The following is a 13,767-nucleotide window of genomic DNA, read 5'->3' on the forward strand; positions in this document are numbered from 1 at the left end:
CGATCCGGATCCGACACCGTCGCTGCCTGCTGGCACGGCGATGATCCAGATCCCGAGCGATCCGGCGATCTCGTCGCTCTGGAACACGGCCTATACGCAGTCCGGAACGATCCTGGTGTTCAACGCCTCGAATGGGGAGTACCGATGGGACGGTGGCGCCTGGAACGCGCTGGGTGACGGCACGATCCGCAAGGAGCAACTGCCCGGTGAGGGCCTGCATACGCTGTCCATCCGGACACAGGACGCGGCCGGTCACCAGACCCTCACGCAGCGTCAGTTCACGATCGACGACACCAAGCCTGAGGCGCCGCATCTGGCGCTGATCCACGACACCGGCGCCAGCAACACCGATCTCCTGACGTCCGATCCCTCGCTGCGGGTCACCGGGCTGGAGCCGGGCGCGACCTGGGTGTTCTCGGCCGGCTTCGATCACATGTTCCACTATGGATCCGGCGACACGATCTCGAAGGCGGATCTCCATCTGCCGAGCGAAGACTATGCAGGATTGGTTCGTGTCACCGTCCAACAGATCGATCAGGCAGGCAACCTCAGCGACTATGGCCGGATCGACCTTCAGCTGCGCCCCGATGGCGCCGTGATCTGAGCGTCGCCGACCCGCCCCTAGGTCCGAGGTGTCGCCGACACCCACGATGACCTAGCATCTGCCGCGGCCGGCCTCTTGCGGGGCCGGCCGTTCCCTTTCATGTGCCGCGTGGGGGCGATTTGGCGGTATTCACCCGATCGATGGCGGGCCGTCCGGCAGCAGCGACGGTGTCGATCCGGCGGCTCGCGCTGCTGGTGGCGCTGCCGTTGCTGGCGCTCTGGGTCGTCCATCTGTTCTCCCAGCAGTACGGCACGGCGATGCCGGACCAGGTGCTGCGATTGACCGAGGCCCGCGTGCTCCGGGGCGATGCGCGTGATCCGGCGCAGGTGCCCGGTGTGCTCCCTGGCATACGCGTGCCGGCCGGTCCGCCGTCGACGGAGCCCGCCGCATCGGCCGTCGTGTCCCGGCCCTTGAATCCGACGGCCACGCCGACGCCGATGCCGTCGACGATCCCGAGCACGCCGGCCGTGCCCCTCGCGCCGGGGCATGTGGTCGCGTTGCCGGTCCAGGTCCACGACACGGACGCCCCAGGCCCGCTCTGGTTCGCCATCGACTTCCGGCTGGACCGGGCCGCCGAGGCGCCGTACTGGCTGGTGATCCAGCATCGTCCCGCGGCGACGGTGTATCTGGACGGGCAGTTGATCGCGACGTCCAGCCCCGGCAGTGGCTACGCGGCCGAGGATGAGGACGATCTCGCGCAGCGCGGCCTGCTGCTCGCGGGACGACGCCTGCAGGTGAGCATCCCGCCCGCGATGCTGCCCGCCGGCGAACACCGGCTCAGCCTGCGCCTGGCGCGTCCAGGCTTCGAGGGCGCCGGACTGTCCGCGCCGCTGCTGGGCCCGTCCGGGCAGATCCGCGCATTGCAGGAAGGTCGCCGTTTCTGGCAGGTGATCCGCGTGACGACGGCGCTGGCCGGCCTGGTGATCGGCGCGTTCATGCTGATGGTCTCGCTCGCCCTGCGCCAGGAATGGCTGTATGGCGTGACCGGTCTGTTCTGCCTGTGCACCGCGCTGCTGCTGTCGCCCTACCTGCTCAACGGCGCGCTCTTCCCCGCGCCCTGGTGGCGCGTGGTGCTGGATCTGGCCGACGTGATCTCGAAGGCGGGCCTGCTGTTCCTGGTGGCGCGGCTGTCGGGCGTCGGCGCGCGATGGCCGGAGAAGATGGCCGTCGCCTATCTGGTGCTCGGCATCGTGATCGACGGCGCCGCCGCCTTCCTCGGCTGGAGCTGGACCGACTTCCACCATCCCTGGCCCTGGTGGGCCCTCGGCAGTCGCGCCATGGTGCTGGGCGCCGCCACGGTGCTGGCGGCCCGCGCCGCGCTCGCGACACCCCGCCGCGCCCCGCTGGTCGGCGCCTGTGCGGTGGCGCTGTCGGCCTGGGTCTGGCTCTATGTGAGCTGGTTCGCGCTCGTGCTGTCCAGGCAGATGAGCGTGGTCGACCTCAACGTCGTCGGACACGCGGTGCTGATCGCGATCGCCGGCGTGGCGCTGCAGCGGCGCTTCGTCGGCTCGCTGCGCGACGAGGCGATGGCGCGCATCCGGCTCGAACAGGCGCTCGACGCGCGCACCCGCGAGCTGCAGGATCGATGGGAGGACCTGCAGGACAGCGAGCGCAAACGCAGCGCCGCGCAGGAACGCGAGCGGCTGCTGCAGGAGATGCACGACGGCCTCGGTTCGCAGCTCGTGACCGCGCGGCTGTGTGCGGAGCGCGGCGTGCCGTCGCAATCGCTGGTCGAACAGCTCGACGAGTGCATCCGCGAGATGCGCCTGACCGTCGATGCGCTCGCCGTCACGGACGGCGACCTCACGCTGCTGCTGGCCAACCTGCGGCACCGGATGGCGCCGCGCCTGCAGGACGCCGGACTCGAGCTCGACTGGCAACTGACGGACGTGCCCTTGCTGCCGACACTGCGCGGCACCGGCGGGCGAGAGCTGATCCGCATCGTGCAGGAGGCGCTCAGCAACGTCATCCATCACGCCGACGCGACGCGGGTCCGCTTCTCCACGCGCGTCGACGAGGCGCGGGGGCAGGTCTTGCTGTCGATCGTCGACAACGGCCGCGGGATGGCCGCGGACCTGCGTCAGGGCAACGGGCTGCGCGGCATGCGTCGCCGCGCGGAACGGATCTCGGCCGAGATCGACTGGCGATCGCCGGAAGAGGCGCCCGTCGAGGGCGGCACCGAACTGCTGCTGCGACTGCCGCTGCGCGTCGGCCCGTGAGACCTGTCCCGCCGAGGCGGGAACGAGACATGGGAACGGTCGCGGGAAGCGGCTTCGCGCGCGCAGGCACGGGGCAGGCCCGCCATCGCGTCGCATCGACGCTGTTTCCTGCGTGTTCTGGAGTCATCTCTCCACTTTGTGCGGTCTATCGAATCCCCTGATGGGGCGCCGATGGCGATCGGCGAGAATCCGCGCCGTACCTTGGAGACAGAACAATGGAGAAGAACTGGCTGAAGCACTATCCGGCGGGAGTGCCTGCCGAGATCGATGCGGACGTCTATCCCTCGCTCGTCGAGCTGATGGAAGCGGCGTTCAAGCAGTTCCCGGAGCGCCCCGCGTACAAGATGCTGGGCAAGTCGGTCAGCTTCGCGCAGATCGACGAGGCCTCGCGCGCGCTGGCCGCGTACCTGCAGGGCCTGGGCCTGGAGAAGGGCGATCGCGTCGCCATCATGATGCCCAACATGCCGCAGTACCCGGTCGCCGTCGCGGCCGTGCTGCGCGCCGGCTACGTCGTGGTGAATGTCAACCCGCTGTACACGCCGCGCGAGCTGGAGCACCAGCTCAAGGACGCCGGCGCGAAGGCGATCGTCATCGTCGAGAACTTCGCCGCCACGCTGCAGCAGGTGCTCGCGAACGTGCCGACGAAACACATCGTGCTCGCGGCGATGGGCGACATGCTGGGCTTCGCCAAGGGCATGGTCGTCAACTACGTCGTGCGCAAGGTCAAGAAGCTGGTGCCGGCCTTCGAGCTGCCCTCGGCCGTGCGCTTCAACGACGCGGTCTCGAAGGGACGCGGTCAGAGCTACAAGCGTCCGGCGGTCGGCCCCAACGACATCGCGGTGCTGCAGTACACCGGCGGCACGACCGGGGTGTCCAAGGGCGCGGTGCTGCTGCATCGCAACCTGGTGGCCAACACGCTGCAGTGCGAAGCCTGGTATCAGCCCGCACTGAAGAAGAAGCCGGCCGATGAACAGCTGATGAGCGTCTGCGCGCTGCCGCTGTATCACATCTTCGGTTTCACCACGAATCTGATGCTGTCGATGCGCGTCGGCGGCTGCAACGTGCTGATCCCCAACCCGCGCGACCTGCCGGCGGTGTTCAAGGAACTCAGCCGCCACAAGATCCACAGCCTGCCGGCGGTCAACACGCTCTTCATGGCGATGGCCAACCATGCGCAGTTCAACACGGTGGACTGGAGCGGGCTGGTGATCTCGGTCGGCGGCGGCATGGCCGTGCAGCAGGCCACGGCGCGGTTGTGGCTGGAGAAGACCGGCTGCCCGATCGTCGAAGGCTACGGCCTGTCGGAGACGTCGCCGGTCGCGTGCTGCAACCCGACGGACAGCACGGCCTACACGGGCTCGATCGGCCTGCCGCTGTCCGGCACCGAGGTCACGCTGCTCGACGACGACGGCAACGAGGTCCCGTCCGGCAGCGCCGGCGAGATCGCGATCCGCGGTCCGCAGGTGATGGCCGGGTACTGGCAGCGGCCGGACGAGACCGCCAAGGTCATGACGTCCGACGGTTACTTCCGCACCGGCGACATCGGCACGGTGGACGAGCGCGGCTTCTTCCGCATCGTCGACCGCAAGAAGGACATGATCCTGGTCAGCGGGTTCAACGTCTATCCGAACGAGATCGAGGACGTGCTGACGCAGATGCCGGGCGTGGCCGAGTGCGCCGCGGTCGGGGTGCCCGACGAGAAGGCCGGCGAGGCGGTGAAGGTCGTGATCGTGCGCCGCAACCCGGCGCTGACCGAAGCCGATGTGAAGGCCTTCTGCGAGGCCAACCTGACCGGCTACAAGCGCCCGCGGATCATCGAATTCCGGACCGAACTGCCAAAAACGCCGGTTGGCAAGGTGCTGCGTCGTGAATTGCGCGACAAGAAGTAGCAGTCGGTAGCAGTTTTAGGGATTGCACTTGGGCGAAACCCGCCCTTGACGCCCTAAAGTTCGCCCTCCTGTGGAGGAGGCAAGGCCGTGCTCGAAGAACGCTACGAAAAGACAGAGGCCGGGAGGGCGGAGATCAAGTCGCGCGCGCTGGTGCAGGCGCGCGTGGCGCGCAACCTGTTGCTGGTGATCGACGCCAGCAAGTCCGGCGGTGACTGGGTGGGCGTGGTGCAAGGCGCCGCGCCGACGGATCTCGAACTGCTGGTGCAGCATCAACTGGTGAAGGTGACGGCCGGTGCGCCGTTGTCGCGGCCCATGGGCCCGGCATCGATCGCGACCCCGATGGGAACGGGCGGACCGTCGTCGCGGATGAGCGGCGCTTCGGCCTCGCGTTCCGCGGCGTCGCGGCTGGCGGGGGCACCGACGTCGTCGCTGCCCTTCCAGGAGCTGTACACCGCGCTGAGCACCTTCGCCAAGCAGCAGGGGCTGCTGAAGGGCTACAAGATCGCGCTGGAGGTCGAGCAATGCGCCGACATCAACCAGTTGCAGACCCTGGCGCTGGACATCATCGACCGTGTGCGCGCCGCCAAGGGCGACGCCGCAGCGCACGAGCTGCGTGCGACACTGGGGTTCAACTGAACCGGACCGCCTGACCTCGTGGAGGCGGTCCTTCCATTGTTGGGAGCCCCTCCATGTCCACGTCCTACCGCGTCGCGGTGCTGGTCGGCAGCCTGCGCAAGGCGTCGTTCAACCGCAAGCTGGCCCTCGCGCTGGCCCACATCGCCCCGGCTGAGCTGAAGCTCGAGATCGTCGAGATCGGCGCGCTGCCCTTCTACAACGAAGACGACGCGGCCGATCCGCCGGCGGCGTGGGTCGACTTCCGCAAGGCGGTGAAGTCCGCCGACGCGGTGCTGTTCGTGAGTCCCGAATACAACCGCTCGATCCCCGGCGCGCTGAAGAACGCGCTGGACGTGGGATCGCGGCCGTACGGTCAGAGCGCCTTCGACGGCAAGCCGGCGGCGGTGTTCACGCTGTCTCCGGGTGCGCTGGGCGGCTTCGGCGCGAACCACCATCTGCGCCAGGTGCTGGCCTGCCTGAACACGCCGCTGCTGCCGTCGCCGGAGGTCTACCTCGGCGGCGCGGCCGAGATGTTCAAGGACGACGGCAGCTTCGCGAAGCCGGAGACGGAAGCCTTCCTGCGCAAGGTCCTGACGACCTTCGCGGCCTGGGTGGGCAAGCACAAGGGGTGAACGTTGGCGGCGAGGTTGTTTGTCGAGCAGCCGCTGGGTGCGGTCGGGCTCGACGTTGAATTGGCGCTGCCCTCCGGGGCGGCGCGTCATGTGCAGGTGCTGCGGCTGCAGCCGGGGGACGAGGTCACCTTGTTCGACGGCAGCGGGGACGAGTGGACCGCGGCGGTCACGGCGATGGGGCGCAGCGAAGTCCGCGTCGCGCTGAAGTCGCGTCAGGCGGTGGATCGCGAGCTCAAGCGCGCGGTGACGCTGGCCGTGGTGATGCCGGCCAACGACCGGATGGACGGCATCGTCGAGAAAGCCTGCGAGCTCGGCGCGGTGGCGATCCAGCCGCTGATGAGCGAGCGCTCCGTGCTGCGCCTCAACGGTGAACGCGCGGACAAGAAGCGCGCGCACTGGCAAGGCGTCGCGATTGCGGCGGCCGAGCAGTGTGGTCGTTCGAAGCCCTTGCAGGTCGCGCCGGTGAAGACGTTGGCGGCCTGGCTCGCCGAGCTACCCGCCGAAGCCGACGAGCAGCGATGGCTGCTGAGCCCTGTGGCTGCGCAGCCGCTGTCGGCGCTGACGTCGTCATCGAGCGATACGCAACGCATCACCGTCCTCAGCGGCCCCGAGGGCGGACTCAGCGAGGCCGAAGAGCAGTCCGCCCGCTCACGCGGATTCAGCGCTGCGAAGCTCGGTCCCAGGATCCTGCGGGCCGACACTGCGCCGCTCGCTGTGCTCGGCTGGCTGGCGCTCAGCGAAGCCTGAGGCGAGGCTGGCCAGCAGTTCGTCGACGACATCCTTCATCGGGCGCCCGCGATTGTTGTCGGAGTCGTCGATGCCGCGATCGAGTGAGGCTTTGAACTCGCGAAGCCGCTCTTCCCGCTGCAAGCGCATTGCTTCCGTTTGCTGTGCATCCATTTGTCGATCCATTTCCAATCTCACGACCGCTCCCACGAGGCCAGCAGTGATTGGTGGTCTCGCGACATCTGCATGACGTGTGTGACCTCGACGTTGTCGTCGTCGAGGATGCGATAGAAGATTCGATAGTTGCCGTGCGTGCGGCGGCGAAAGCCGGCTGTCTCGAAGCCTGAGATCACGGGATATGACTCGGCCATGTGGCCGAGGCCCGCGATCTTTTCGTGCAGTTCCCCGATGAAAGAATCTGCACGCCGCTTGTTCTTGCGCGCGATGTACTGGTGTATTGACCGCAAGTCCGCCCACGCCTCCGGGTGGAGGCTGACCTTCATGCGCTGCGGTCGCCCTTGATTCCCAATTCCCGGTAAAGGCGGTCAAAAGCCTCTTCTACGGGGATGTACTCTGAAGACGGCGTCGACAGCCTGCTCTCAAGCAGCTCCTTGAACGCTTGTGCTTGAGCATCCCGCCAGCCCTTCAGCTCCTCACTCTCGCGCAGCACCTGCGTGCGCGACGAATACTTTCCGTTCTCGATCAGACTCAGCACGATGGCCTCCAGTTCGGGTCCCAGATCTGTGTGAATCATCTCGATCATTCCCTCGAAAAGAAATCGCATCGTCGGGTGAGACTCATCCCCAGCAAGGGGGCCCACCTTCGGCGGAGTTACTCGTCGGAGTCAGTGTTCCCTGCGTTCTGCTTGCGAGCCGAGCCGGCGACGAGGTCGAACTTGAAGAGCCGGCATTCGATGGGTCCGTTCCACATCGGGATGCGGCGCGACTCCTTGAGTCGCATCTTGCTCGGCAACTTCATTTCCGGGCACAGCAGCCACGCGGTCCATCCGGCCGGATGCTGCGTGTACGCGCGCTTCCAATGCGCCGAGAGACGCGGGAAGAAGTCGTCGCCCGCGTCGCGCTCTTCGGACAGCGCGCCGCCGTCCAGGCGCTGCGTGCCGGCCTTGCCGCGGACCTCGATCCGCTCGCCGTAAGGCGGGTTCAGCATCAGCGTGCCAGCCATGTCGTCCGGCAAAGCCGGCGCGGGACGCTCGAGCGCGTCACCGCCGTTGAACTGGATGTACTGCGCCACGCCGGCACGCTCCGCGTTGCGTCGCGCGAAGTCGACCATCCGGAACGACACATCGCTCGCGAAGATCGGCACTGCGGAGGGGCGCTCGGCCGCGCGGGCCTCTTCCTTGATCGCGCGCCAGGCCGGCAGCAGCGACTGGAACGGCTTCAGCTTCTCGAACGCGAAACGGCGCTGGATGCCCGGCGCGATGTTGCAGGCGATGGTCGCCGCTTCCACCGGGATCGTGCCCGAGCCGCAGCACGGATCGTGCAGCGCGCCGCCCGCCTCGCGCGTGCCCTTCCAGCCCGCCGCGGCCAGCATCGCCGCCGCCAGCGTCTCCTTCAGCGGCGCATCGCCCTTGTCCTCGCGCCAGCCGCGCTTGAACAGCGATTCACCCGAGCTGTCGACGTAGACCGTCGCCAGGTCCTCGGTCAGATGCAGCTGCAGCGGCAGGTCGGGCCAGCGCGTGTCGACGCTCGGCCGCTCGCCGGTGGCGTCGCGCAGGATGTCGCAGACGGCGTCCTTCACCCGCAGCGTCGCGAAGTTCAGGCTGTGCAGCGGCGAGCGCTGCGCGGTCGTGTCGACGCGCAGCGTCTGCTGTGGCGTGATCCAGCGCGTCCAGTCGACGGTGCGCGCGATCGCGTAGATGTCGTCCTCGTGGCGGTACTCCTCGCGCGCGACCTCGATCAGCACGCGCTGCGTGAGCCGGCTGTGCAGGTTGAGCCGCATCACTGCCGCGAGCGTGCCGTACAGGCCGACGCCGCCGCGGAAGGCCTTCGGGCCCTGCAGGCAATCGTCCGGGCCGAGGATGTCGCGCACCTCCGCCTCCAGCCAGTCTTCGACGCCGGCAGCGCAGGGCAGGAACAGGTGATAGGCGGATTCGGACATCGTGCGTGCAGCGTGAAGCGGGCGCCGCGGCGCCCGGAGGGATCAAGCCGTCGATTGTCCCACCGACGATCGTCGGGGCGTCAGCGCGACTTGCGCAGATTGGCCGGTGCGAGCTTGAGCGCCTCGCGGTACTTCGCGACGGTGCGTCGCGCCACGGTGATGCCCTGCTCGCCGAGCATGGTCGAGAGCTGGCTGTCCGACAGCGGGCTCGCCGTGTTCTCCGCCGCGATGAACTGCTTGATCAGCGCGCGCACCGCCGTGCTGGACGCATTCCCGCCGGCCTCGGTCGACAGGCTGGAACCGAAGAAATACTTCAGCTCGAACGTGCCCCACGGTGTCGCCATGTACTTCGAGGTCGTCACCCGCGAGATCGTCGACTCATGCAACCCCAGTTCGTCGGCGATCTCGCGCAGCACCAGCGGCTTCATCGCCAGCTCGCCGTGCGTGAAGAACCCGCGCTGCCGCTCGACGATCGCCTCGCTGACGCGCTGGATCGTGTCGAAGCGCTGCTGGATGTTCTTGATGAACCAGCGCGCCTCCTGCAGCTGCCCGCCCAGCGGCGAGTTGCTGACGCCGCCGCGCGTGGCGCGCAGCGCCTGCGCGTAGAGATCGTTGATGCGCAGCTTGGGCAGGACGTCCGGATTGATGGACACGCGGAAGTTGCGTCCGGACTTCTGCACGATCACGTCAGGAATGACCGGCCGGTTCTCGCTGCGCGCATAGCGGCGGCCGGGCTTGGGCTCGAGGCCGGCGATCAGCGATTGCGCATCGCGCAGCAGCTCCTCGTCGGCCCCGGTCAAGGACATCAGCCGGCGCCAGTCGCGTTTGGCGAGCAGGTCCAGGTGCCGGCGGCAGATCACGATCGCCAGCGCCTGCTCGGGCGAGCGCGGCAGCGTGCGCAGCTGCAGCTCCAGGCATTCGCCGAGGTCGCGCGCGCCGACGCCGGCCGGCTCCATCGACTGCAGCCACTTGAGCGCGACCTTGAAACGGTCGAGCAGCTCGTCGCGCTGTTCCAGATCCGCGTCCTCGCCGAGGATCGCGACGACGATCTCCTCGAGCGGATCCTCGAGGTAGCCGTCCTCGTTGAGCGATTCGATCAACGCCAGCAGCGCCGCGCGGTCGACCGCGCTGAGGTTCATGCCGGGGATCTGGCCGCGCAGCACGTCCTGCAGCGATTCGTCGGGCGCTTCCGTCTCGGGCCGCTCGTCGTCGTCACCGGAGGACGACGACGCGCTGCCGGGCGTCTCGCGGATGCCGTCGAAGTCGTCGCGCTCGGTGCCGTTCTCCCAGTCGTCGCGCTCGGTGGTGCCGAATTCCTCGGCCCGCATCTCTTCACCGGCCGGCGTGTCCCCGGCGGGCGCGTCCGACTCGATCTGCGCGACGCGCTCCTCGCGTTCCTCGCGCTCGGTCAGGCGCTCCTGCGTCGCGGTCGGCAGCGGGGCGTCGAACTCCTCGTCCGTCTCCAGCAATGGATTGCTCGCGAGCATCTGCTCCACCTCCTGGTGGAGCTCCAGCGTCGACAGCTGCAACAGACGGATGGACTGCTGCAGCTGAGGCGTCAGCGCAAGATGCTGGGACAGGCGTACCTGTAGCGTCGGCCTCATGTCGACTCCCGGCCCTTACATCTTGAAGTGTTCGCCGAGGTAGACCCTGCGCACGTCCTGATGCTCGACGATGTGCTGGGGCGTGCCTTCGGCGAGCACCGCCCCTTCGCTGATGATGTAGGCGCGGTCGCAGATGCCCAGCGTCTCGCGCACGTTGTGGTCGGTGATCAGCACGCCGATGCCGCGCTGCTTCAGGAAACGGATGATCCGCTGGATCTCCAGCACCGCGATCGGGTCGACGCCGGCGAAGGGCTCGTCCAGCAGGATGAAGCGCGGCTGCGTGGCCAGCGCGCGGGCGATCTCGACGCGGCGGCGCTCGCCGCCGGACAGCGCCGGCGCGGGCGTGTCGCGCAGCTTCTCGATCGACAACTCGTTGAGCAGCTTGTCCAGTTCCGCGTCGATGCGCGACGAGGGCCAGGCCTTGCCCTTGTCGTCGAGCTGCAGCTCGAGCACGGCGCGGATGTTCTCCTCGACGTTGAGCTTGCGGAAGATCGACGCTTCCTGCGGCAGGTAGCTCAGCCCCATGCGCGCGCGCTGGTGGATGGGCAGGGTCTGCACCGGCTGGCCGTCGATCTGGATCTCGCCGGCATCGGCACGGACCAGGCCCACGATCATGTAGAAACTGGTCGTCTTGCCGGCGCCGTTCGGACCGAGCAGACCGATCACCTCGCCGCTGTGCAGGTCGAGGTGGACGTCCTTGACCACCTTCCTGACGCCGTAGGACTTCTGCAGGCCCCAGGCCTGCAGGCGGCTCCGGGAGGGATTCGTGCTGGCTTCCGTCATTGCTGGGGGGACTGGCGAGGCGTCAGGTTGATGCTGGGGCGCAACGGCAGCGGGGCGCTGCTGGCGGGCGGCGGCTCACTGGGGGCGTTGCGCGGCATCAGCACGACGCGGCCGCGGCCGCTCGGATGCGGCGAACCGGCGCCGGTCTCGACGACCAGGCGCTCGGTGCGGTTGTCGTAGTTCAGCGTGGCGCCGGACAACGCCTGCTTCAGCTGGTCGCCCTGCATCACCCGCGCCTCGGCGTTGCCGACCAGGCGGATGGTCTCGGTGCGGGTGTCGTATTCGATCTGGTCGGCCCGGCCCTCGATGCGCTCGCCCGGGGTGTCACGGTCCTGGCGGAAATGGACCTGCTTGGCGGAGGTGCCGTTGGCGTAGGCCTGGTAGTAGCCGTCGCTGGTCTCCTGCACGTCCATCCGGTCGGCGCGCAGCTCCATCGAGCCCTTGGTCATGATCACGTTGCCGTTGAACTCGGACCGCTGCTTGACCTTGTCGATCGCGCCTTCACGGTCGAAGACCAGGTTCAATGGCTTGGCGCGGTCCTCCTTGGCGGCCTGCGACAAAGGCGCGGCCAGGGCCAGCGCGAGCGCGGTCGACAACAGCAGGGGGCGGCGAAGCGACATGGGGGATCCTGACGGCACAAAACTTGCTGGCCATTCTAGCCATCGCTGCGAGGAGGAGCAGGCGCCCGGCCCGCGTGAGCGAGGGGCCTAGTCTTCGCGCTTGTGGAAAGTTCGGTTTTGGTGCATCGGGCAGGCGGGCGGGAGACCGAGCGGGAGCCGGACGAACAGGGGCCCCTTTTCTCCATCTCCTCCTTCGCTTGCCTCCCGGCAAGCGAATTCCCTCCTTGAGTTCCGAAAAGGGGCCCCTGTCCGTCCGGCTCAGGCGACGCTCGCCGTCGGCTCCGTGCCCTGGTATCCGCGGGGAACGGCGCCCAGCAGACGCTTCGTGTACTCCTGCTTCGGAGCGGCCAGCAGCGCGCGGGCATCGGCCTGTTCGACGACGTCGCCGTGCTGCATCACCAGCACCTCGTCGGAGATGAACTTCACCACCGCCAGGTCATGGCTGATGAAGATGTAGCTCAGGCCGAATTCGTCCTGCAGGTCCTTCAGCAGGTTCAGCACCTGGGCCTGGACCGAGACGTCCAGCGCCGAGACGGCCTCGTCCAGCACCAGCACCTCCGGCTGCAGCGTCAGGCAGCGCGCGATCGCGATGCGCTGGCGCTGGCCGCCGGAGAACTCGTGCGGGTACTTGTGCAGCGCCGACTCGTCCAGGCCGACCTTCTTCAGCAGCGCGCTGGCCGTGGCGATGCGCTCGTCATGGCTCTTGCCGATGCCGTGGATCTCCATCGGCTCCAGCAGCGTCTGCGAGATCGTGAAGCGCGGGTTCAGCGAGGCATACGGGTTCTGGAACACGACCTGGATCCGGCGGCGCATCTTCTGCCAGTCCGGCCCGTTCATCTTCAGCAGGTCCTGGCCCTCGAAGAGCACCTGTCCGCCGGTGGGCTCGTGCAGTCGCAGCAGCGTCAGGCCCATCGTCGTCTTGCCGGAGCCGGACTCGCCGACCACGCCCAGGGTGTGACCCTTGCGCAGCTGGAAGTCGACGCCCTTGACCGCCTTGAACTCGGTCTTGCTGAACAGCCCGGACTTGAAGAAGAAGCTCTTCTTCAGGCCCTTGACCTCGAGGATCACCGGCGCGGCCGGATCCTTGGCCTTGCCCGTGCGGTCGGAGACCGAGCGGCCCGCGATGTGGTCGTCGATGACCATCAGGCGCGCCGGGTTCTCGGTGAGCGACGGCCGGCAGGCCAGCAGCGCCTTCGTGTAGGCGTCCTGCGGCCGGTGGAAGATGTCGGCCACCGGCGCCTTCTCGCGGATCTCGCCGTGGCGCATGACGACGACCTGGTCGGCGATCTCGCCCACCACGCCGAGGTCGTGCGAGATGAACAGCATGCTCATCTTGTGCGATTCCTTCAGGCGCGCGAGCAGCTCCATCACCTGGCGCTGGATGGTGACGTCCAGCGCCGTGGTCGGCTCGTCGGCGATCAACAGCTTGGGGCTGCAGGCCAGCGCGACCGCGATCATCACGCGCTGCTGCTGGCCGCCGGACATCTCGTGCGGATAGCTCTTCAGGCGGCGCTTCGGGTCGGGGATGCCGACCTCGTTGAGCAGCTCCTCGGCGCGCACAAGCGCCTGGCGCCGGCTCATGCCCAGGTGCTTGATCAGCGGCTCCATGATCTGGTCCGCGACCGGGAACACCGGGTTCAGCGAGCTCATCGGATCCTGGAACACGCAGGCGATCTCGCGCCCGCGCACCGACTGCAGCTCGCGCAGCGAGGTCTTCAGCAGGTCGCGGCCCTGGAACAGGATCGCACCGGTACGCTCGGCGTTGTCGGGCAGCAGGTTGAGGATGGACATCGCCGTGACGCTCTTGCCCGAGCCGGACTCGCCCACCAGCGCGACCGTGCCGTTCTCGGGGATGTCGAAGCTGACGCCCTTGACGGCCAGCTGGCGCTGCATGACGCCGTCGACCTTGCCCATGCGGAAGGCGACCTTCAGGTCTTGAATGCTCAACAGCATGGCG

General features: G+C 68.0%; 13 protein-coding genes. 6 read left to right on the top strand and 7 right to left on the bottom strand.

Annotated features, from left to right (window positions below; genetic code table 11):
• The first annotated feature begins 40 nt into the window (after nt 1-40).
• The 6 genes from ACQ86G_RS08260 (at nt 41) to ACQ86G_RS08285 (ending at nt 6,706) form a co-directional block, all read left to right on the top strand.
• A complete protein-coding gene (locus ACQ86G_RS08260) occupies nt 41-604 on the top strand; it encodes a hypothetical protein (RefSeq protein WP_431260132.1) in 564 nt (187 codons plus the stop codon).
• A 140-nt stretch (nt 605-744) separates the two neighbouring features.
• On the top strand, nt 745-2,823 hold the full coding sequence (locus ACQ86G_RS08265; RefSeq protein WP_431260133.1) for a sensor histidine kinase: 2,079 nt from the start codon (nt 745-747) through the stop codon (nt 2,821-2,823).
• A 215-nt stretch (nt 2,824-3,038) separates the two neighbouring features.
• The gene (locus ACQ86G_RS08270; RefSeq protein ID WP_431260134.1) at nt 3,039-4,712 is read left to right on the top strand and encodes a long-chain-fatty-acid--CoA ligase; all 1,674 of its coding nucleotides are present in this window, start codon (nt 3,039-3,041) and stop codon (nt 4,710-4,712) included.
• An 87-nt stretch (nt 4,713-4,799) separates the two neighbouring features.
• Nucleotides 4,800-5,348 carry a hypothetical protein gene (locus tag ACQ86G_RS08275; RefSeq protein ID WP_431260135.1) on the top strand — a complete coding sequence of 183 codons (549 nt, stop codon included), beginning with the start codon at nt 4,800-4,802 and terminating at the stop codon, nt 5,346-5,348.
• 53 nt (nt 5,349-5,401) lie between these two features.
• Nucleotides 5,402-5,959 (top strand): NADPH-dependent FMN reductase, encoded by a 558-nt coding sequence (locus ACQ86G_RS08280; protein ID WP_431260136.1) that lies wholly within the window; start codon nt 5,402-5,404, stop codon nt 5,957-5,959.
• Nucleotides 5,960-5,962: 3 nt separating this feature from the next.
• Nucleotides 5,963-6,706 (top strand): 16S rRNA (uracil(1498)-N(3))-methyltransferase, encoded by a 744-nt coding sequence (locus ACQ86G_RS08285; RefSeq protein ID WP_431260137.1) that lies wholly within the window; start codon nt 5,963-5,965, stop codon nt 6,704-6,706.
• Nucleotides 6,707-6,879: 173 nt separating this feature from the next.
• Here the strand turns inward: ACQ86G_RS08285 and ACQ86G_RS08290 are convergent, their stop codons facing one another.
• From ACQ86G_RS08290 to ACQ86G_RS08320, 7 genes are all read right to left on the bottom strand, one after another.
• Nucleotides 6,880-7,188, bottom strand: coding sequence for a type II toxin-antitoxin system RelE/ParE family toxin (locus ACQ86G_RS08290; protein WP_431260138.1), 309 nt, complete (start codon nt 7,186-7,188; stop codon nt 6,880-6,882).
• On the bottom strand, nt 7,185-7,448 hold the full coding sequence (locus ACQ86G_RS08295; protein ID WP_431260139.1) for a ribbon-helix-helix domain-containing protein: 264 nt from the start codon (nt 7,446-7,448) through the stop codon (nt 7,185-7,187). Before ACQ86G_RS08295 ends, ACQ86G_RS08290 begins: the two co-directional genes overlap by 4 nt.
• 68 nt (nt 7,449-7,516) lie before the next feature.
• Nucleotides 7,517-8,803: a THUMP domain-containing class I SAM-dependent RNA methyltransferase gene (locus tag ACQ86G_RS08300; protein WP_431260140.1), complete on the bottom strand. Its 1,287-nt coding sequence runs from the start codon at nt 8,801-8,803 to the stop codon at nt 7,517-7,519.
• 80 nt (nt 8,804-8,883) lie between these two features.
• Nucleotides 8,884-10,407, bottom strand: coding sequence for an RNA polymerase factor sigma-54 (locus tag ACQ86G_RS08305; RefSeq protein ID WP_431260141.1), 1,524 nt, complete (start codon nt 10,405-10,407; stop codon nt 8,884-8,886).
• 15 nt (nt 10,408-10,422) lie between these two features.
• Nucleotides 10,423-11,190, bottom strand: a complete 768-nt coding sequence (gene lptB / locus ACQ86G_RS08310; RefSeq protein ID WP_431260142.1) for an LPS export ABC transporter ATP-binding protein — start codon at nt 11,188-11,190, stop codon at nt 10,423-10,425.
• Complete coding sequence (gene lptA / locus ACQ86G_RS08315; RefSeq protein WP_431260143.1) at nt 11,187-11,810, bottom strand: lipopolysaccharide transport periplasmic protein LptA; 624 nt, start codon at nt 11,808-11,810, stop codon at nt 11,187-11,189. The genes lptB and lptA overlap by 4 nt, the downstream gene beginning before the upstream one ends.
• A 258-nt stretch (nt 11,811-12,068) precedes the next feature.
• The gene (locus tag ACQ86G_RS08320) at nt 12,069-13,763 is read right to left on the bottom strand and encodes an ABC transporter ATP-binding protein (RefSeq protein ID WP_431260144.1); all 1,695 of its coding nucleotides are present in this window, start codon (nt 13,761-13,763) and stop codon (nt 12,069-12,071) included.
• Nucleotides 13,764-13,767: the final 4 nt, after the last annotated feature.

This window comes from Roseateles chitinivorans (genome assembly GCF_050632145.1).
In the GTDB taxonomy this organism is placed as follows: domain Bacteria; phylum Pseudomonadota; class Gammaproteobacteria; order Burkholderiales; family Burkholderiaceae_C; genus Roseateles; species Roseateles chitinivorans_B.